General features: G+C 47.6%; 16 protein-coding genes and 6 tRNA genes. 15 read left to right on the top strand and 7 right to left on the bottom strand.

The window, feature by feature from the left end; all coding sequences use genetic code 11:
- Positions 1-127: 127 nt before the first annotated feature.
- Complete coding sequence (locus tag CWI78_RS02985) at positions 128-1,966, top strand: methyl-accepting chemotaxis protein (protein ID WP_126780096.1); 1,839 nt, start codon at positions 128-130, stop codon at positions 1,964-1,966.
- A gap of 9 nt (positions 1,967-1,975) precedes the next feature.
- Here CWI78_RS02985 and fghA read toward each other — a convergent pair whose 3' ends face one another.
- Positions 1,976-2,812: an S-formylglutathione hydrolase gene (fghA, locus tag CWI78_RS02980; RefSeq protein WP_126780094.1), complete on the bottom strand. Its 837-nt coding sequence runs from the start codon at positions 2,810-2,812 to the stop codon at positions 1,976-1,978.
- Positions 2,813-2,823: 11 nt separating this feature from the next.
- Positions 2,824-3,942: an S-(hydroxymethyl)glutathione dehydrogenase/class III alcohol dehydrogenase gene (locus CWI78_RS02975; RefSeq protein ID WP_126780092.1), complete on the bottom strand. Its 1,119-nt coding sequence runs from the start codon at positions 3,940-3,942 to the stop codon at positions 2,824-2,826.
- A 132-nt stretch (positions 3,943-4,074) separates the two neighbouring features.
- On the opposite strand from CWI78_RS02975, the gene CWI78_RS02970 reads away from it, so the two are divergent.
- Positions 4,075-4,953 (top strand): LysR family transcriptional regulator, encoded by an 879-nt coding sequence (locus CWI78_RS02970; protein ID WP_126780090.1) that lies wholly within the window; start codon positions 4,075-4,077, stop codon positions 4,951-4,953.
- A gap of 20 nt (positions 4,954-4,973) precedes the next feature.
- Here the strand turns inward: CWI78_RS02970 and CWI78_RS02965 are convergent.
- Together CWI78_RS02965 and CWI78_RS02960 are read right to left on the bottom strand one after the other, a co-directional pair.
- Positions 4,974-5,049: transfer RNA gene (locus CWI78_RS02965), tRNA-Val, on the bottom strand.
- 36 nt (positions 5,050-5,085) lie between these two features.
- A tRNA-Val gene (locus tag CWI78_RS02960) sits at positions 5,086-5,161 on the bottom strand.
- A gap of 192 nt (positions 5,162-5,353) precedes the next feature.
- On the opposite strand from CWI78_RS02960, the gene gltX reads away from it, so the two are divergent.
- The 6 genes from gltX to CWI78_RS02930 all read left to right on the top strand — a co-directional run bounded on the left by gltX (position 5,354) and on the right by CWI78_RS02930 (position 8,053).
- Positions 5,354-6,760 carry a glutamate--tRNA ligase gene (gene gltX, locus CWI78_RS02955; RefSeq protein WP_126780088.1) on the top strand — a complete coding sequence of 469 codons (1,407 nt, stop codon included), beginning with the start codon at positions 5,354-5,356 and terminating at the stop codon, positions 6,758-6,760.
- Between the two features lie 84 nt (positions 6,761-6,844).
- The gene (gene can / locus CWI78_RS02950; protein WP_126780086.1) at positions 6,845-7,501 is read left to right on the top strand and encodes a carbonate dehydratase; all 657 of its coding nucleotides are present in this window, start codon (positions 6,845-6,847) and stop codon (positions 7,499-7,501) included.
- A 135-nt stretch (positions 7,502-7,636) separates the two neighbouring features.
- Positions 7,637-7,712, top strand: a tRNA-Ala gene (locus CWI78_RS02945).
- A gap of 45 nt (positions 7,713-7,757) precedes the next feature.
- Positions 7,758-7,833: transfer RNA gene (locus CWI78_RS02940), tRNA-Glu, on the top strand.
- Positions 7,834-7,866: 33 nt separating this feature from the next.
- Positions 7,867-7,942, top strand: a tRNA-Glu gene (locus CWI78_RS02935).
- Between the two features lie 35 nt (positions 7,943-7,977).
- Positions 7,978-8,053 (top strand) — tRNA-Glu (locus tag CWI78_RS02930).
- A 45-nt stretch (positions 8,054-8,098) separates the two neighbouring features.
- On the opposite strand, the gene CWI78_RS02925 is transcribed toward CWI78_RS02930, so the two are convergent.
- Positions 8,099-8,716, bottom strand: a complete 618-nt coding sequence (locus CWI78_RS02925; protein WP_126780084.1) for an arylesterase — start codon at positions 8,714-8,716, stop codon at positions 8,099-8,101.
- A 3-nt stretch (positions 8,717-8,719) separates the two neighbouring features.
- On the opposite strand from CWI78_RS02925, the gene CWI78_RS02920 reads away from it, so the two are divergent.
- From CWI78_RS02920 to CWI78_RS02900, 5 genes are all read left to right on the top strand, one after another.
- Complete coding sequence (locus tag CWI78_RS02920; protein ID WP_054488463.1) at positions 8,720-9,400, top strand: ABC transporter ATP-binding protein; 681 nt, start codon at positions 8,720-8,722, stop codon at positions 9,398-9,400.
- Complete coding sequence (locus tag CWI78_RS02915; RefSeq protein WP_126780082.1) at positions 9,390-11,894, top strand: ABC transporter permease; 2,505 nt, start codon at positions 9,390-9,392, stop codon at positions 11,892-11,894. Before CWI78_RS02920 ends, CWI78_RS02915 begins: the two co-directional genes overlap by 11 nt.
- A gap of 22 nt (positions 11,895-11,916) precedes the next feature.
- On the top strand, positions 11,917-12,807 hold the full coding sequence (locus tag CWI78_RS02910) for a TIGR01777 family oxidoreductase (protein ID WP_126780080.1): 891 nt from the start codon (positions 11,917-11,919) through the stop codon (positions 12,805-12,807).
- 63 nt (positions 12,808-12,870) lie between these two features.
- On the top strand, positions 12,871-13,278 hold the full coding sequence (locus CWI78_RS02905; protein ID WP_126780078.1) for a septal ring lytic transglycosylase RlpA family protein: 408 nt from the start codon (positions 12,871-12,873) through the stop codon (positions 13,276-13,278).
- A 105-nt stretch (positions 13,279-13,383) separates the two neighbouring features.
- Positions 13,384-13,866, top strand: coding sequence for a hypothetical protein (locus tag CWI78_RS02900; protein WP_126780076.1), 483 nt, complete (start codon positions 13,384-13,386; stop codon positions 13,864-13,866).
- Positions 13,867-13,936: 70 nt separating this feature from the next.
- On the opposite strand, the gene CWI78_RS02895 is transcribed toward CWI78_RS02900, so the two are convergent.
- The gene (locus CWI78_RS02895; protein WP_126780074.1) at positions 13,937-14,557 is read right to left on the bottom strand and encodes a thiol:disulfide interchange protein DsbA/DsbL; all 621 of its coding nucleotides are present in this window, start codon (positions 14,555-14,557) and stop codon (positions 13,937-13,939) included.
- A gap of 167 nt (positions 14,558-14,724) precedes the next feature.
- On the opposite strand from CWI78_RS02895, the gene CWI78_RS02890 reads away from it, so the two are divergent.
- Both CWI78_RS02890 and CWI78_RS02885 read left to right on the top strand, forming a co-directional pair.
- The gene (locus tag CWI78_RS02890; RefSeq protein WP_126780072.1) at positions 14,725-15,495 is read left to right on the top strand and encodes an MBL fold metallo-hydrolase; all 771 of its coding nucleotides are present in this window, start codon (positions 14,725-14,727) and stop codon (positions 15,493-15,495) included.
- A gap of 21 nt (positions 15,496-15,516) precedes the next feature.
- A complete protein-coding gene (locus tag CWI78_RS02885) occupies positions 15,517-16,491 on the top strand; it encodes a GlxA family transcriptional regulator (protein WP_126780071.1) in 975 nt (324 codons plus the stop codon).
- Here the strand turns inward: CWI78_RS02885 and CWI78_RS02880 are convergent.
- Positions 16,478-17,605, bottom strand: coding sequence for a DSD1 family PLP-dependent enzyme (locus CWI78_RS02880; protein ID WP_126780069.1), 1,128 nt, complete (start codon positions 17,603-17,605; stop codon positions 16,478-16,480). The genes CWI78_RS02885 and CWI78_RS02880 overlap by 14 nt on opposite strands.
- Between the last annotated feature and the right edge of the window lie 2 nt (positions 17,606-17,607).

Here is a 17,607-nt window from a genome sequence, read left to right as displayed (position 1 = left end):
TAATTGGTATTTCCTTATTTTTGTCATACCACTGTCATAAAAAATTCATACTATTACCAAGATAGATCATTGCGGAATATGGAGGTGCTGTCTATTATTCCGCCACTTTTATTGTTGGGTGTTTGCTATGTCAATTCGTAATAAGCTTCTCTCTGTTGGTTTGATCGCCACAGCCGCCTTCATTTTGTTGCTTGCCTTAATGATGTTTTTCCAGTCACAAGTAAGTGATTTACATCGTGCCAGTGAGCTTCGTGAATCGGTACACAACGGTCTGCTGCAATTGCGTCGTGCGGAGAAAGACTTTCTATTGCGAATGGACGAAAGTTACGCTGAAAAATTAGAACAACAAGCCAGTGTGACCAACAATCGACTTGAGCAGCTTAATACGCTGGTTGATGACAAATCATCGTCACAGCTTATTGCCCAACTAGAAAGCCAGGTAAAACGTTACAGTCAAAACTTTGAGCGCTTAGTACAAGCGTTTCAACAGCGCGGGTTAGATGAAAATAGTGGAGCTTATGGCGCATTGCGTTCGGCAACTCATGAGTTAGAGGAAGCGATTGATACCGCCGGACGCACGGAGCTGCTGGTGACTTTGCTTCAGGTTCGCCGCAGTGAAAAAGATTTTATGCTGCGTTTTGACGATAAATACCTTGGCCGGGTGGAAGGTTTGCTGGATGAATTAAAAAGAGAATTATCTGCAACACCCAATTTGGCGGAAAAAGTAGACGCGTATCGCCGTGACTTTGGTCGTTACGCCACGCTTTCAAAAGAGATAGGGCTTGATGAAGAGTCTGGTATAAAGGGTGAGGTCAGAACAATTGCCAGCAATATGGAGGGCTCGCTTGAGCAGTTAGACAAACAGCTCAGTGGTTTGCTGGCGTCTCGCCAGGCAACCATGAAATGGGTACCTGTCGTTGTATTTGCTGTGATCGCACTCATTGTTATTGCTATGCTGGTTTGGGTGATACGTTCCATTAATCAGCCGCTTAGCCAGTTGCGTGAAGACATGCAAAAGGTTCAGAGAAGTAATGACCTGACCTTGTCGTCAGAGAAATTTCGCGATGATGAATTAGGTGATTTGGTTGACAGCTTTAATGAGCTACTCACTTACTTCCGCGGTGTTATTCAGCAAATTAACCAGTCTGTCGAAACAGTGAATAGCCTGACACAGCAAGTTTCTAATACGGTAACTCATACGTCACAAAACTTGGATATGCAGTCGCATGAGGTCGATCAAGTCGCTGCCGCTATTAATGAAATGGGCAGTACGGCACACACTATTGCCAATGATGCGGAAGACACTGCCGAGCAGGTGAACAGTCTGTCTGAACAGGCGAAACATGGTAGTACCTCGGTGCAGGCCGGTGTTGAAAAAGTGCGTTACTTAGCCGAACGTTTGAACAGCAGCGTAACCGAGGCGAACACGTTGGCAGAACGTAGTGCGTCTATCACACAAATTGTGACGGTGATTAACGGTATTGCTGAACAAACCAATTTATTGGCGCTTAATGCAGCGATTGAAGCTGCCCGGGCCGGTGAGCAGGGACGTGGGTTTGCCGTGGTGGCGGATGAAGTTCGTACGCTGGCTTCCCGCACTCAGAAGTCTATTGGTGAAATAGAATCAATTACCAGTCAGTTGAACCAGCAAACTCAGATTATTGTGAATACGCTGCAAGAGTGTAATGAACTGGGTGAAGAAAGTGCGCAGCACTCTACCGAGTCCGATGAGCTATTTAACCGGATTCACACTGAGCTAGTGAAAATTAATGATCGTTCGGCTTCTATAGCGACCGCAGTCGAGGAACAGTCTGCGGTTGTGGATGAAACGGCTAGAAATATTACCCGGGTAAGGGATGCCGGAGTGGAAGCGGCAAACGATGCACAATCAAACGCTGACGCAGTGACTAAAGTTCGTCAACAAACAGAGCAACTGCGCCAGGCGGTCATCAAGTTCACCGTGTAATTTGATGTATCACGCGGTTAAATACTTCGCATGGAAGCGAAGCTGGGCTTCAATGAATGACGAGATGAAGTAATAGCTGTGATCATAGCCGTCGTGTAAATGCACGGTTCCACCGCCCTTAACTGCAGCAATCGCCTCTTTTAGGTTTTCTGGTTTCAATTGCTCTTCTAAAAAGACGTCGGCTAAGCCTTGGTCAACTCGAACCGGAAGCGTCTGCCCCTTCGATTTAATGATCTCAACAGCGTCGTACTGCTTCCATTGTTCTCGAACATCGCCTAAATAGGTTCTAAAGGCTTTTTCACCCCAGGGGCACTGTGTTGGGTTAGTAACAGGCGAAAAGGCTGAAATACTGGTGTAGCGATCGCTGTTGCGCAAGCCTATCACCAACGCCCCGTGTCCACCCATTGAGTGACCAGCAATGGCACGTTTATCATTAATTGGTAACTCGGCTTCAATCAGTTCGGGCAATTCTTTAACGATGTAGTCGTACATCTGATAATGGCTTTTCCACGGATCCTGAGTCGCATTCAGGTAAAAGCTGGCTCCCAAGCCTAAATCATAGGCGCCGTCCAGGTCATCAGCAACGTCATCACCACGCGGGCTGGTATCCGGAACAATTAAGGCTATTCCTAATTCGGTAGCAACACGTTGTGCTCCGGCTTTGGTGGAAAAGTTTTCGTCGGTACAAGTTAAGCCCGAAAGAAAATAGACCGCCGGAACTTTGGCTTTCTCTGCACGTAATGGCAAAAAGACACTGAACTGCATGGTGCAGTTCAGTACTTCAGAGTCGTGCTTAAAACGCAATTGACGGCCGCCAAAACAGCGGGTTTCGCTAACTTGTTTCATCACAGGCTCCATTAATAATGAATGACTGAACGAATCGACTTACCTTCGTGCATTAAGTCGAACGCTTCGTTAATCTTTTCTAACGGCATGGTATGGGTAATAAAGGTGTCCAAATCAAACTTACCATCCATGTATTGTTTTACATAGTCAGGCAGCTCGGTACGACCTTTAACGCCACCAAAGGCACTACCACGCCATACGCGACCAGTAACCAGTTGGAAAGGGCGCGTTGAGATTTCTTCACCTGCGCCGGCAACACCAATAATCACGGATTCGCCCCAGCCTTTGTGGCAGCACTCTAACGCGGCGCGCATAACATCAACGTTACCAATGCACTCGAATGAAAAGTCTACGCCGCCGTCCGTCATGTCGACAATGACTTCCTGAATGGGTTTGTCATATTCCGTTGGGTTCACAAAGTCGGTCGCGCCTAATTCTTTTGCGATAGCTTGCTTATCATCATTCACGTCGATAGCGATAATGCGTGAGGCTTTGGCTTGCACCGCACCAATAATAACCGCCAGACCAATACCACCTAATCCAAATACTGCAACGGTGTCGCCTTCCTGAACATTAGCGGTGTTTTTAACGGCGCCCATGCCAGTCGTGACACCACAACCAAGCAGGCACACTTTCTCAAGCGGTGCTTCTTTCGGAATTTTCGCCAGTGAAATTTCTGGTAGAACGGTGTATTCAGAGAAGGTCGATGTGCCCATGTAGTGATAAATGGTCTCGCCGTCTTTTGAGAAACGGCTGGTGCCGTCCGGCATTAAACCCTTACCCTGAGTGGCACGAACCGCCTGACACAGGTTGGTTTTACCAGAGGTACAGAACTTACACTCACCGCATTCCGCCGTGTATAAAGGAATGACATGGTCACCGACGTCAACTGAAGTAACGCCTTCGCCGACCGACTCAACAATACCGCCACCTTCGTGACCTAATACGGAAGGAAAAATGCCTTCGGGATCTTTACCGGAAAGAGTATAGGCATCGGTATGGCAAACGCCGGTTGCTATAATACGAACCCGCACTTCACCTTTTTTCGGTGGCGCGACATCAATTGTTTCTTCTTTTAGTGGCTCGCCCGGGCCCCAGGCAACCATAGCGCGTGACTTAATTGTTTCCATGATGATTCCTTATAATGTCTGATTCACAATCTGATTACGTAAAAGCGTAGCGTAAGTTTAACTTTTTCTCATAAGCAGGTAATCTACTGTTTTTACAAATAACTTTTTCATAAATGAAATAATGAGTGAAGTATGAAGCCTTGGCAGGGAATTAGCGAATTTGCGGCAGTGGCCGAACAGCATAGCTTTACTGCAGCAGCCCGTCAGCTGGGGCTGTCGGTGGCGCAAGTGAGCCGTAATATTGCAGCGCTCGAGCATAGGCTGCAGATGCAGTTGCTGTATCGCTCAACCCGCAGTGTTAGCTTAACGGAAGAAGGCACACTCTATTTACCTCATTGCCAGCACTTAGTTGCAAGCCTACGAGATGCGGATCAGGCCATTCAGCAACGCACAGAACAACCGCAGGGCTTAATTCGTATTACCGCGCCAGTCTACTATGGCGAACGGTTTATCGCGCCGCTATTGAATGATTTTCTGCAGATTTATGCAGATTGCCGCCTGGATTTACAACTAACAAACGAGCAGGTCGACTTAATTGAAGGCAGCTATGATGTGGCTATACGTTTAGGGCAACTGGGGAATCCGAGGTTACGCGCCAGGAAACTCGGGTCACGCCGGCATTTTGTTGTAGGCTCACCGGCTTATTTCCGGCAATTTGGACGCCCGCAAACTATGAATGAACTGGATGAGCATCGCTGTTTTACCGGAACGGTCAAGCAGTGGCGTTTTCAGGTTGATGGCAAGCCGGAAACAGTCCGGCCCGAGTCGTACCTGCATTGCAACAATGGTCTGGCACTTCGTGATGCCGCAATAAAAGGCTTGGGGTTGGCAATGCTGCCGGATTATTACGTGACTGAGTCGTTGGAAAATGGACAGTTAGAAGAAGTGTTAGCGGATTTTCGACAACCGGATGATGGTATATGGGCGTTGTATCCAGAAAATCGTCAGGTGATTCCTAAAGTACGGGTACTGCTGGATTATTTATCTGAAAGATTAATACTGGAAAAATAGAGAACTGAGAAATAAAAAAATGGTGGTTGCTACTGGGCTTGAACCAGTGACCCTCGCCTTGTAAGGGCGATGCTCTCCCAACTGAGCTAAGCAACCATCCTGAAGGTCTGCAACTAAGGGGAAGAAGAGAAGTGGTGGTTGCTACTGGGCTTGAACCAGTGACCCTCGCCTTGTAAGGGCGATGCTCTCCCAACTGAGCTAAGCAACCATTCTCACTGTGACACTTCTGCGTCGTTGCGAGGTGGCATTATAGGGCGCAGATACAAACTGTCAAATAAAAATTGCTAACTTTGGTTCGTTTGCTGACATTTTAATCACTTCGAATAGCAGATGCGTCAGACGCTCAGTCTTGATAAACTTACGCTTATTAAATTGACCGGTTTCAAAGAAAGGAATAAACATGAGTGTGGTAACGCGTTTTGCCCCCAGCCCGACTGGGTATTTGCATGTTGGTGGTGCCCGCACGGCACTGTATTCATGGTTAGTCGCGAAAGCGCAGGGCGGCGAGTTCGTGCTTCGTATAGAAGATACTGACCGTGAACGTTCAACGCAGCCTGCTATCGATGCCATTTTAGAAGGTATGGAGTGGCTGGGCCTTAACTGGGATCGCGGACCTTATTACCAGACTCAGCGTTTTGAGCGGTACCAAGAGCTGATTGACAAGTTACTGGAAGAAGACAAAGCCTATAAATGCTATTGCTCAACCGAGCGCTTAGAGAAAATGCGAGAAGAGCAAATGGCTGCCGGTGAAAAGCCTCGTTATGACGGCCATTGTCGTGACAACCCAAATGTCAGCGGTGATAAATACGTGATCCGCTTCCGCAATCCGCAAGACGGCAGTGTGATTTTTGATGACCACATTCGTGGCCGGATTGAGTTCGCTAATACCGAACTGGATGACTTAATCATTGCTCGCACAGACGGGACACCGACCTATAACTTCTGTGTGGTGGTTGATGACTGGGACATGGATATTACGCACGTAGTGCGTGGTGAAGACCATATTAATAACACCCCACGCCAAATTAATATTCTAAAAGCTCTGGGCGCGCCGGTACCTCAGTATGCTCACGTGTCGATGATTTTAGGTGACGATGGTAAGAAACTGTCGAAACGTCACGGTGCGGTCAGTGTTATGCAGTATCGCGATGACGGCTATGTACCAGAAGCGGTCTTGAATTACTTAGCACGCCTGGGCTGGTCTCATGGTGACCAGGAAATATTCAGCCGTGAAGAGCTGGTTGAGTACTTTAAGCTGGATGACGTTAACAAGGCAGCGTCAGCGTTTAATACTGAAAAGCTTAATTGGTTAAATCAGCACTACATGAAAACTTTGCCTGCGGAGCAGGTTGCACCTCAATTGCAGTGGCAGTTTGACCAAATTGGCGTGGGCACAAGCAATGGTCCAGCGCTAGAGCAAGTTGTATCGCTGCAGGCTGATCGGGTAAAAACCTTGAAAGAAATGGCGTCCATTAGCCGTTACTTCTTTGAGTCTGTTGATGAATTTGACGAAAAAGCGGCGAAAAAGCATTTACGCCCGGTAGCCAAAGAGCCGCTGCTAAAAGCCAAAGAACTGCTCGGAGCAATTAGTGACTGGAATGCTGCTAATATTCAGGCGGCAATTAACCAGACAGCTGCCGATTTGGATGTTGGTATGGGCAAAGTGGGCATGCCACTGCGTGTTGCTGCGACTGGTGGCGGTAACTCTCCATCATTAGATGTGACTCTGGAATTAATTCCACAGCAGACCGTTCTGGCGCGTATAGACCTTGCGTTGCAATTTATTGCAAATCGCGAGAATGCGTAGCCTGATATTTACCTCAGGTGAGATGTCGACTAATGTAGTAGCCTGACGTAACAGCGTCAGGCTACTGCCACAATGAGATAGATCATGCCAGATATAAAGCACTTGATTGAAAACAATAAAACGTGGGCAGACGCGCAAGTTAAAAAAGACCCTGACTTTTTCAAACGTTTGGTCGATCAGCAATCGCCTGAGTATTTATGGATTGGTTGCTCGGATAGCCGGGTTCCTGCGAATGAAATAGTGGGTATGGCGCCAGGTGAACTTTTTGTTCACCGGAATGTGGCTAATCAGGTGATTCAGACTGACTTCAATTGTCTGTCGGTTATTCAGTTCGCGATTGAAGCGCTGAAAGTTCGCCATATTCTTGTGGTTGGCCATTACGGCTGTGGTGGCGTAAAAGCGGCTCTTGAGAGTAAACCTCACGGGCTGGTTGATCATTGGTTGTATCCAATTCGTGATGTGTACCGTGAGCATGCAGAAGAGTTGGAGCAACTGGGCGAGGCTGAACAGATTGATCGCTTGTGTGAGCTAAATGTAATTGAACAGGTTAAAAACCTGGCCAAAACGAATATGGTTCAGGAGGCCTGGGACAAAGGTGAGTCACTGACAATACATGGCTGGGTTTACCGTTTAGATAATGGTTTGGTGAATGATATGAATGTCTCGGTTTCAAGTCGGGAAGGCATGGAGCAGGTGTATCACGTCTATCACCAAAAGTTGCCGAAAGGTGTTCGCAACTAAGATTTGATGAATTACTGAGCAAACTGCCATAAAAATGTTCAAACGGCAGTATTTTTTTAAAAAATAGTTGACACATTAGCTCAGGTCACAATAGAATGCGCCCCGCTGTCAGGGCAGTCTGAGACTGTTTAGTGCGGGGCTATAGCTCAGCTGGGAGAGCGCTTGCATGGCATGCAAGAGGTCAGCGGTTCGATCCCGCTTAGCTCCACCAAGTTGTTTTGGTAAAGCACACTGGTAGTAATAAGTATTTGGTTGCGTCCCCTTCGTCTAGTGGTCCAGGACACCGCCCTTTCACGGCGGTAACAGGGGTTCAAATCCCCTAGGGGACGCCATTCAAATACTAAAATGCAAAAAGTAATTACTGCGTCCCCTTCGTCTAGTGGTCCAGGACACCGCCCTTTCACGGCGGTAACAGGGGTTCAAATCCCCTAGGGGACGCCATTACTTTTCAGCATCTATTAAATTAAGTTCCATGGGTCCCCTTCGTCTAGTGGCCTAGGACACCGCCCTTTCACGGCGGTAACAGGGGTTCAAATCCCCTAGGGGACGCCACTTAAATCAACCGCCCGCAGGCGGTTTTTTTGTTTCTGGCTTTTACTACTTCGCCAACTCCAGTAAATAAGGCTCCAAAAAGTCTGCTATCTTCGGCTGGGCTTCCGCGGTGGGGTGAATGCCATCATCCTGCACATAATCGGCATTTGTGGCTATTTCTTCCATAAAGAAAGGTATGAGTGCCACATTCTGTTCTTTCGCGACTTCCTCAAACATTTTTCGGAACTGTTCAGCAAAACGCTGGCCATAGTTTGGTGGCACCATAACCTGACTTAAACCAACTTTAACGTCTTGTTGCTGCGCCTGGTCGATGATTTGTTTTAAATTCGAACGAACTGTGTTTAGGTCGAACCCACGAAGGCCATCATTACCACCCAGTTCGATAAATAGAACATCGGGCTTATGGCGCTCTAAAACGCCTTCTAAGCGACGCAAACCACCACGGGTGGTCTCGCCACTGATACTGGCGTTAATGATGTTAATATCGGGATGAGAGCTTTCCCAGCGACGATCTAACTCGGCAACCCAGGTTTGTTCCTGAGAAAGCCCATAACCTGCGCTTAAGCTGTCACCTAAAACAACAAGTGAGACATTTGCGGAAACGCTGCGTATAACCAACAACAGCGCTAAAAATAAACACGTTTTCAAAAGGAAATTTTTCATTTTATGCTCATTCAAGCTCAACAACTGGAAAAAACCGTAGACACCTCTGAGGGTCCACTACAGATTCTGCAGCCAATTAACGTCAGTATCAATGCCGGTGACACCGTTGCCATTGTTGGCGCTTCCGGCTCCGGTAAGTCGACGCTATTGTCACTACTGGCGGGTTTAGACCTCGCATCCTCCGGAGAGGTTCTTATAGAGAACGAAAAATTAAGCGAATTGGATGAAGAGCAGCGCGCAAAAGTTCGTGCTGACAAAGTCGGCTTCATTTTTCAGTCATTCTTACTGGTACCAAGCTTAAGTGCTCTGGAAAACGTCATGCTGCCGGCAGAGCTGGCCGGACATAAAGGCGCTGAGAAAGAAGCCAGAGAGCTGCTGGCAAAGGTGGGTCTGGAAGATCGCTGGCATCATTATCCGAATCAATTATCCGGTGGTGAGCAGCAGCGAGTGGCCATTGCCAGAGCTTTTGTCGGACAACCGAAAATTCTGTTTGCTGATGAACCTACTGGTAACCTTGATGCGAAAACCGGTGGTAAGGTCGAAGAATTATTATTCGACTTAAACAAAGATTACGGTACGACGTTAATAGTAGTAACTCACGACCAACGGCTTGCTAAGCGTTGTCAACGTGTGTTGCAGATGGACGCCGGGCAGTTATCGGAGGCAGCTCAGGATGTGGCATAAGATTTCGTTTCGTCTGTTAAAGCAGGAGCTGAGACGCGGCGAACTGACCATTATGGCGCTGGCCATTATACTGTCGGTAACCGCGGTATTGTCGTTATCTATTTTCAGTGATCGTCTACAGGCTGGTTTGACTGAGCGTAGCAGTGAGTTTCTTGCTGCCGACAGAGTGTTAAGCTCCCGCCGGGATATTCCTGCCGATTGGCTCGAACAAGCCGGACAAATGAACTTGAAAACGGCCTGGAAAGTTGTGTTTAACTCTATGGCCTTTGCCGATGAGAACATGACCCTGGTTGACGTCAAGGCGGTGAGTGATGGCTATCCGTTACGTGGCGAATTAGAAATTGCCGATCAACCTTTTGGGGAAGGTTATGTGGCCAAAGGTTTGCCTGCAGAAGGTGAGGCATGGGTGGCTTCTCAGTTATTTCAGGCACTGCAGTTAGATATTGGCGATAGCATTGAAGTGGGTGATAGCAGCTTCAAAGTGACCAAAGTAGTGACTTATGAGCCCGATGTTGGCTTCTCGGTTTTTACCGATAGTCCCAACGTTATTATTCGTCATTCTCAGCTTGAAGAGACGGGGTTGATCCAGCCCGGTAGCCGTGTACGCTTCAATGTATTAATGGCGGGTGAGAGCAGTGCCATAAACGCTTATGAAGATTGGCTGTTACCTCGCCTAAATGACGATACTCACAGCTGGCGCAGCATAGAAGATGGTGACAGTCCGTTATCCCGTTCGTTAAACCGTGCTGAGCGTTTTATGATGCTGGCAAGCCTGTTGGGCGTGGTTCTCGCAGCAACGGCGGTTGCGGTTGCGGCGCAGCGTTATTGCCAACGAAACTACGATGTGGTTGCTATATTCAAAACCTTAGGAGCCAGTCGTCAGCAAATTCGTCGTATTTTTATGCTGCACCTGCTGCTATTAACCGCAGCTAGTGTGGCGGTAGGTATGGCGCTTGGCTGGGCCATTCAGTATGTGGTTATTGAATGGGTCGCACAGAAACTGGACGCAACTTTGCCTCAAGCCGGGTGGCAGCCATACGTTTTAGCCGGAGCGACCGGTGTTATCAGCGCGGTTATGTTTACCTTGTATCCTTTATTCCGATTGGTATCGATTCCACCGCTGCGGGTATTGCACCGCCAGTTAACCGCAGGAAACGCAGTGCGTTGGTTGCAGTGGGTACTGAGTGGCGGAACTATCTACGCACTGTTGGTTATCTATAGCCAGCAATGGTGGCTTTCGACGGCCTTATTTGCTGGCGGTGCCGTTGCGGCAGTTCTGCTTTTAGGGCTGGGTCGTTTATTTATCTCAGCCAGTCGCAAAGCAGGTATGCAGGCAGGCAGCAGTTGGCGTTTGGCTATGGCGGGTTTACAGCGAAGAGCCGCTGCAAACAGTTTACAGATGCTGAGCTTTTCAACCGCCATTATGTTGTTGCTGATAGTTATCGTATTGCGAAATGACTTGCTGGAGGACTGGAAACGTCAGTTGCCGGCGGACGCACCTAACTACTTTGCTATTAACATAGCTCAGGACAACGTTGACGATTTGCAGAACATGTTCGAGCGGGAAGACATTCCGTCGACGGATTTATACCCTATTGTGCCGGGGCGATTAACCCATATTAACGGGGAGAAACTGCTTGACGAAGTTACCAAGGAAGACCGTGACGATGATGAAGCCGAAGGACGTGAGGGGGTAGGGCGAGAACTGTCACTCACCTGGCGTGATACTTTACCACCTAATAACGAGCTGACAGCTGGAGAATGGTGGGGTGAAGATGCTAAGCCTCAGGTATCGGTTGAATTAAATGTGTCTGAGCGACTGGATATAAAGGTTGGTGATGAACTACGCTTTAACTTAGGTGGGGAAGAGTTCACCGTTCCGGTGACCAGCTTGCGAAAGGCAGATTGGAATACCTTGCAGCCGAATTTCTACATGATTTTCAACACCTCGACGCTGGAAGATTTTCCGGCAACTTATATCACCAGCTTTAGGTTGGACGAAAACCGTAAAAGTGAACTCTACGAGTTGTTTAAGCCCTTCCCGCAAACTTCTCTGATTGATCTGGATGCCATGATTAATCAAATTCGCGAGGTGATTGGGCAGGTCAGTCTGGCCATCGTGTTTGTCCTGGTGCTAGTGATTATTGCTGGCGCCCTAGTGCTGGTAGCACAAGTGCAGGCAAGTATGGAAGAACGGCAAAAAGAACTGGTTATTCTGAGAACATTGGGTGCGCCGGGGAAATTACTGAGTCGAAGTATTACTTATGAATTTCTGGTGTTAGGTGCAATTAGCGGGTTAATAGCGACCTTAGCGATGGAAATTTCGCTCTTTATATTGCAAAACCAAGTGTTCAATATGGCGCCGGTTCTTCATTGGAAATTGTGGATAGTCGGGCCGCTATTCGGGGCTTTGGTGGTCGCGGTTTTAGGTCGCTTATCTTGCTATCGACTTATCCAGAGAAATACGGCTCAGCTAATACGCAAGCTGGCCTGATCAAGGAATACGGAGGTGACTGATGAACATTTTAATGACAGGTGGTACCGGGCTCATTGGCTCAGCGTTTATTCGCAAGTACCGAGATACACATCAGTTCACGGTCACCACCCGTAACAAGGGAGTTGCACGTGAGAAGTTGGGGGATAACGTGACCTTATTATCCTCTGTCGATGACGTAGCCGATATTGGCAAGTTTGACGCGGTAATTAACCTGCAGGGTGAAGGTATCGCCGATAAGCGCTGGAGTGACTCCCGTAAGCAGGCATTAAAAGACAGCCGTTGGCAGGTTACTGAGAAGCTGGCGGCTATGATCAATGCTTCCAAAACGCCGCCTAAAGTGTTTCTGAGTGGCTCTGCTATTGGCTATTACGGACCGCGTGACGCTGAGCCGGTTAATGAGAATGATGTCGCAGAGCATAGCGATTTTGCAGTGACATTGTGTCAGGAGTGGGAGCGTCGGGCACTGGCTGCAAAAGACGTGACTCGAGTGGCTTTGCTACGCACCGGGGTGGTCCTGACTAAAGGCGAAGGTGCTTTGGCACAAATGCTCACTCCCTATAAGTTTGGTTTAGGTGGTCCTCTGGGGGACGGAAAGCAGATGATGTCGTGGATACAGCTGCAAGATATGACCCGTGCGATTCAGTATCTGCTGGAGCACGATAATTTATCTGGACCGGTTAATATGACGGCGCCCGGACCGGTTGCCAATGAGGCTTTTAGCCGTACTTTGGCTTCGGTAATGAATAAACCTCATTTTATGAGAGTACCGGGTTTTGTACTTAAATTAGGTCTTGGTGAAATGTCGTCGATGCTGCTTCAGGGGCAAGCCGTGGTGCCTGACAAATTGCGCAGTCATGGCTTTGAGTTTGAGTACCCAACGGTGCGCGAAGCTTTCAAAGTCAGCGTGTAATTCTTTACACGCCTTTTTATTTTCTTAACAGACAGCGTTTTCTGAACTCAGTAAGATAGAGGGATGAGAATAAAAAAGTTATATCCATTTAAACAATTAACCCTTGGCGCTTGTATTTTGATGCTGGCGCTTGCGGGTTGCAGTTCGATTCCCGCCGAAAGTCCTGAGAACCTTGTTGGTACCCAAGAGTCTGGAAAGGCTTCTTATTACGCCATGAAGTACCAGTTCAGAACCACGGCGAGCGGTGAGCGTTATAACCACTTTTCCAGCACCGCAGCGCACCGGACACTGCCGTTCGGAACCAAAGTGCGTGTCACCAATATTGAGAACAACAAAAGTGTCGTGGTGAAAATTAATGATCGCGGGCCGTTTATTGAAGGCAGAGTCATTGACTTATCTCGCTCAGCTTTTGACGAAATAGCGGATCTCGACTTGGGCGTTATCGAGGTGGACACTGAAGTTATTCGTTAATTCGGATACTCAGATATTTATGTTACAAAATTTAACAATTTTGGGCGTGAACTCGTAACGTATTGATATTAGCCTTCTTAGATACGTTTAATTTAGGGAGCTAATATGTACTTTTGGAACATTGATGCCCTGAAAAGGGACTTTCTTCAGGAACGCTTTAGTCAAACACAAGCTTTTTACTATTTAGTCTTGATGTTGGTTTTATTCACTCTGCCAATTGGTGTGTTGGGGGATAATACTACGGTGTGGGATAAAGCGTCCCTCTGGGCTGAGCTAGCTCTAGTGGTATTCGGAACGACAGCTGCCTACAAATCAAATGGCGGACGTGACGGCAGGCAGTTTTTAGAGCGCTATGTCGCACTCAGCTGGGTGTTATTTATACGACTACTTCCACTTGTCATACTTCTTGGCATTATTGCTTCAATTTTTCGGGAAATTTTTATCGGTGATGCTGGCTATTCGTTTACAGGTTATGACTTTGCCGCTGTCGTTCTGATAGGTTTTTTCTACTACTGGCGGCTAAGCCATCATATGGGTGATTTGAGTCAGGAAAACTTTTCTGGAGTACAGCTCGGTGCTGAGAATTAAGGCACTATCTTCAGGGGTTGGCTGTTCTTAAATGAGAGGGGAAAGCTTGTAACTTTCCCCTTGCTTATTTTTATGAAGACTTGCTCATTAGCTGCTTGATAGCGAGCTTTAAGTCACCGATAAGATCGTCACTGTCGCGGAATCCTTTCATCAGAATTTTGTACTTCCCGTTCACAACCAATGTTGGGGTGCCGGAAATGTCTTTATCGCGGGCGTCTTTGTCCATTTGGCTGGCGCGGGCCTTTACCGAAAAGTTATTGAAGCCACGTTTAAAGTCGCTTTCAGAAACGCCGGCCTGAACAAAAATCTCTTTAATTTTTTCGAGGCTATCAATCGACTGACGTTGCTCGAATTGCTGCTTAAAAATACTCTCGCTAATAGCCTGCTCTTTGTTCAGCATTAAGGCGAGTGAATAAGCTTGAGTCATTTTGCTGCCTATGCCCGGTTTAGGGCTCAACCCTGACGTGTGTGACTTCTTAAAGGCTTCAGGAAAGGTAGCGGCAAGTTCCTTTGCGATGGGCTCGAAACGGTAACAGGCCATGCAATAAAAAGAGAAGTACTCGATAATTTCAGGCGTTGTCGAAGCTGGTCTATCTAAAACTTCGTAGTGTTTGTTTTCAGAAAACTCTTGTGCCTGCAATGTGGCTGCCATGAATAGTGCGCAAACGAACATTGTCATTCTTACTAGCATAGCGAACTCCTTTTCTTTTTTATTATTGTTGGTAATAAGTATTACAGGTAATTATGATAAGAACAATTGAGGTTGTCCCGATTCTATCGGTAAATGTCCATCAGGCCACTCTTCTTTGTTGTGTTTATTGATAACAATAGCTTCCGTAAACAACAACGGAGACTATGATGAAATTTACACAAATTCGTAATGCGACACTAAAGCTTATTTTTGCCGGAAAAACCTTTTTAATTGATCCTATGCTGGCGGAGAAAGGGCGCTACCCTGGCTTTGAAGGCACGCTAAACAGCCATTTGCGTAATCCTACTGTTGGTCTGCCCTTGTCGATGGATGAAATCTTAGATGTGGATGCGGTGATTGTCACACATACGCACCCCGATCACTGGGATGAAGTGGCAGTGCAGAGCATTCCGAAGGACAAGCTGATTTTCGTGCAGCACGAAGCGGATGCTCATGTGCTTAAAGAGCAAGGCTTCATGAACCTTCAAATACTCACCGAAAATACTGAGTTTGAAGGCATGGCATTACACAAAACACCGGGACAGCATGGCAGTGATGTAACTTTGTCGATGGCCAGGGATGTATTGGGTGAGGTTTGCGGTGTTGTCTTTAAGCATGATGGGGAAAAGACGCTTTATTTGGCGGGTGACACGGTCTGGAATGCTTATGTTGAGAATAGCTTGAAACAATACCAACCAGAGGTAGTTATACTGAACGCCGGAGATGCTCAGATACCTCAGTTAGGTTCCATTATTATGGATAAAGAAGACGTTTACCAGGTTCATAAAGCGGCGCCGGAAGCGACATTAATTGCCAGCCATATGGAATCGGTGAATCACGCCGCGTTATCGCGCGTGGAGTTACGTCAATTTTTAGTAGAAAAGAGTATTACTAATTCAGTGTTGGTACCGGAAGACGGTGAAAGTTATAGTTTTTAAACGTTTTTCAGAGGGACAGTTATGAAACAGCCAGTTGTTGCCCCAGTTGTTGCTTTAGTGGCATTTAATCAGTTCAGCTCATTTCACTTTTCTGTCCCCTGCATTATTTTTAAAGACATTATGCCGGAGCAGCCTCTTTTTGATTTAAGGATCTGCGCCGGCGAAGTTGGGGAGCTTAAGTCGAATGCGGGGCTTCAAATAACGCCTGAATATGATGTTACCGGGTTAAGAAGTGCGGACATTGTCATTGTGCCCTTTTGGCGAAACCCGGCGGAGCGTCCTCATCAGCCCTTGCTGGATGAATTGAGAAAAGCCTATGACCGGGGGGCACAGATTGTGGGCTTGTGTCTGGGAACTTATGTTTTGGCTTATGCGGGTCTGCTTTCTGGCAAGAAAGCTTCAACGCACTGGGAATTTGAGCCGGACTTTCAAAAGCGTTTTCCAGATGTAACTCTGGACTCTAACTCGCTGTATGTGGACAGTGGAAATATTGTCACATCGGCCGGAACCGGTGCGGGACTTGATTGCTGTTTATACTTGGTGCGTCAGCAATACGGCAGCGAAGTTGCCAATAAAGTGGCGCGACGTATGGTGATACCGCCTTATCGTAACGGCGGGCAGGCTCAATTTATTGACAGACCGGTACCAAAATCGACACCCAATAGCCGTATTAACGAATTGCTGGATCACCTAAGACTGAATTTGGGAGAAAGCCACAGCCTGGACGGGCTGGCTGAACGCGTTATGATGACTCGCCGAACATTCAGCCGCCAGTTTCAGAAAGCTACCGGGATGTCAGTCGGGGACTGGTTGGTGAACGAACGCTTGCGTTTTAGCCAGGATCTTCTGGAGTCGACCGGCTTGCCAATTGATGTCATTGCAAGCCAGTGCGGTTTCAACTCAGCTCTTTCATTGAGAAGCCACTTTAAAGCGCAATTTAATGTTTCCCCAAGTGAGTGGCGAAAAACCTTTCGGGGAGAAGCTACCAGCCAATAATGCGTTGCCAGGTATTATGTGACCCATCGCTCATAAGTACATGGTAAACTGGATGCATAGCCGCAGTGGCGCAGGCGTGGTTAGGCATAATGCGTAGCTGATGGCCAACCGGAAAGTCTTCTGGTTGGTAATCGTCGGTTAATTCAATAACACCGTGTTCCTGCGATGTACTGTTAACACAAAGACCTTCCAGCAGAGAGCCGTCTGTTCTGCAGACTTGCCCATAGCCAAAGTCCTGACTCTGGCCCGCGGTACCGCGATCACGCGACAGGGCCATCCAGCCGCTGTCGGTCAGCAACCAATTTTTTTCTTTGTTGTGGCCAATGACTGTTGTGACTACCGACATGGCTATGTCCGAAAAGTCGCACACGCCGATGTTTTTCATGACTAAGTCAAAGGTGGTGTAAACGCCGGCTCTGACTTCACTAATGTCGCTAAAGTCCTCGCCAAAATGTGCTGTCGGCGTTGAACCTACGCTGGTTATGGCGCACGGAAGGCCGGCGGATTCCAGCTTGTATCGTGCAACTCGCACGGCATCGCATTCTCGTTTTGCGAAATCTTTTAAGCCTTGTTCTGTATGACAGGCGTATGAGCCACCGGCATGGGTCATTAAACCGGTAAAATGAGCCCCAAGTGCTTTTGCAATGTCTAACAACTGCGGATCTCTGGGTTTAATACCACCGCGGTGATCATCGCTGTCTATTTCGATAAAAACGGAAAAGTCTTGTCCAGACTGCTGAGCGAAATCGATAACGGCCTGTGCCTGCATCATATTATCTAACAAAATATGCAGGCTGATGCCTTGTTGCCGCAGCGCCGCTACACGCGCCAGTTTTGCCGGCGCTATGCCAACAGCATAAAGTAAATCGGTATAACCAGCCTTCGCGTAAGCCTCCGCCTCAGCTAACGTGGATACTGTGGCCGGAGCATTCTTACTATCGAGTAAATACTCAGCTGCTTCTAACGTGCGCAAAGTTTTTAGGTGAGGCCGCAAGCGACTCCCCAGAGACTCGATCCGTTGTCTAAGGTAGTCAATGTTATTTCGTAATTTAGCCTCATCAATCAGCAAATAAGGTGTGTCCGGTTCGGTAATCCAGTCAGGAACAGTACTCATGA

Origin of the sequence: Idiomarina ramblicola (assembly GCF_003987255.1) — a bacterium.
In the GTDB taxonomy this organism is placed as follows: domain Bacteria; phylum Pseudomonadota; class Gammaproteobacteria; order Enterobacterales; family Alteromonadaceae; genus Idiomarina; species Idiomarina ramblicola.
This window is presented reverse-complemented; position numbering and strand designations above follow the sequence as displayed.

Excerpts from the sequence above, each read along its gene's own strand:
- CWI78_RS02985 (WP_126780096.1), top strand. The coding sequence starts at position 128 with ATGTCAATTCGTAATAAGCTTCTCTCTGTTGGTTTGATCGCCACAGCC.
- fghA (WP_126780094.1), bottom strand. The coding sequence starts at position 2,812 with ATGAAACAAGTTAGCGAAACCCGCTGTTTTGGCGGCCGTCAATTGCGT.
- CWI78_RS02975 (WP_126780092.1), bottom strand. The coding sequence starts at position 3,942 with ATGGAAACAATTAAGTCACGCGCTATGGTTGCCTGGGGCCCGGGCGAG.
- CWI78_RS02970 (WP_126780090.1), top strand. The coding sequence starts at position 4,075 with ATGAAGCCTTGGCAGGGAATTAGCGAATTTGCGGCAGTGGCCGAACAG.
- gltX (WP_126780088.1), top strand. The coding sequence starts at position 5,354 with ATGAGTGTGGTAACGCGTTTTGCCCCCAGCCCGACTGGGTATTTGCAT.
- can (WP_126780086.1), top strand. The coding sequence starts at position 6,845 with ATGCCAGATATAAAGCACTTGATTGAAAACAATAAAACGTGGGCAGAC.
- CWI78_RS02925 (WP_126780084.1), bottom strand. The coding sequence starts at position 8,716 with ATGAAAAATTTCCTTTTGAAAACGTGTTTATTTTTAGCGCTGTTGTTG.
- CWI78_RS02920 (WP_054488463.1), top strand. The coding sequence starts at position 8,720 with ATGCTCATTCAAGCTCAACAACTGGAAAAAACCGTAGACACCTCTGAG.
- CWI78_RS02915 (WP_126780082.1), top strand. The coding sequence starts at position 9,390 with ATGTGGCATAAGATTTCGTTTCGTCTGTTAAAGCAGGAGCTGAGACGC.
- CWI78_RS02910 (WP_126780080.1), top strand. The coding sequence starts at position 11,917 with ATGAACATTTTAATGACAGGTGGTACCGGGCTCATTGGCTCAGCGTTT.
- CWI78_RS02905 (WP_126780078.1), top strand. The coding sequence starts at position 12,871 with ATGAGAATAAAAAAGTTATATCCATTTAAACAATTAACCCTTGGCGCT.
- CWI78_RS02900 (WP_126780076.1), top strand. The coding sequence starts at position 13,384 with ATGTACTTTTGGAACATTGATGCCCTGAAAAGGGACTTTCTTCAGGAA.
- CWI78_RS02895 (WP_126780074.1), bottom strand. The coding sequence starts at position 14,557 with ATGCTAGTAAGAATGACAATGTTCGTTTGCGCACTATTCATGGCAGCC.
- CWI78_RS02890 (WP_126780072.1), top strand. The coding sequence starts at position 14,725 with ATGAAATTTACACAAATTCGTAATGCGACACTAAAGCTTATTTTTGCC.
- CWI78_RS02885 (WP_126780071.1), top strand. The coding sequence starts at position 15,517 with ATGAAACAGCCAGTTGTTGCCCCAGTTGTTGCTTTAGTGGCATTTAAT.
- CWI78_RS02880 (WP_126780069.1), bottom strand. The coding sequence starts at position 17,605 with ATGAGTACTGTTCCTGACTGGATTACCGAACCGGACACACCTTATTTG.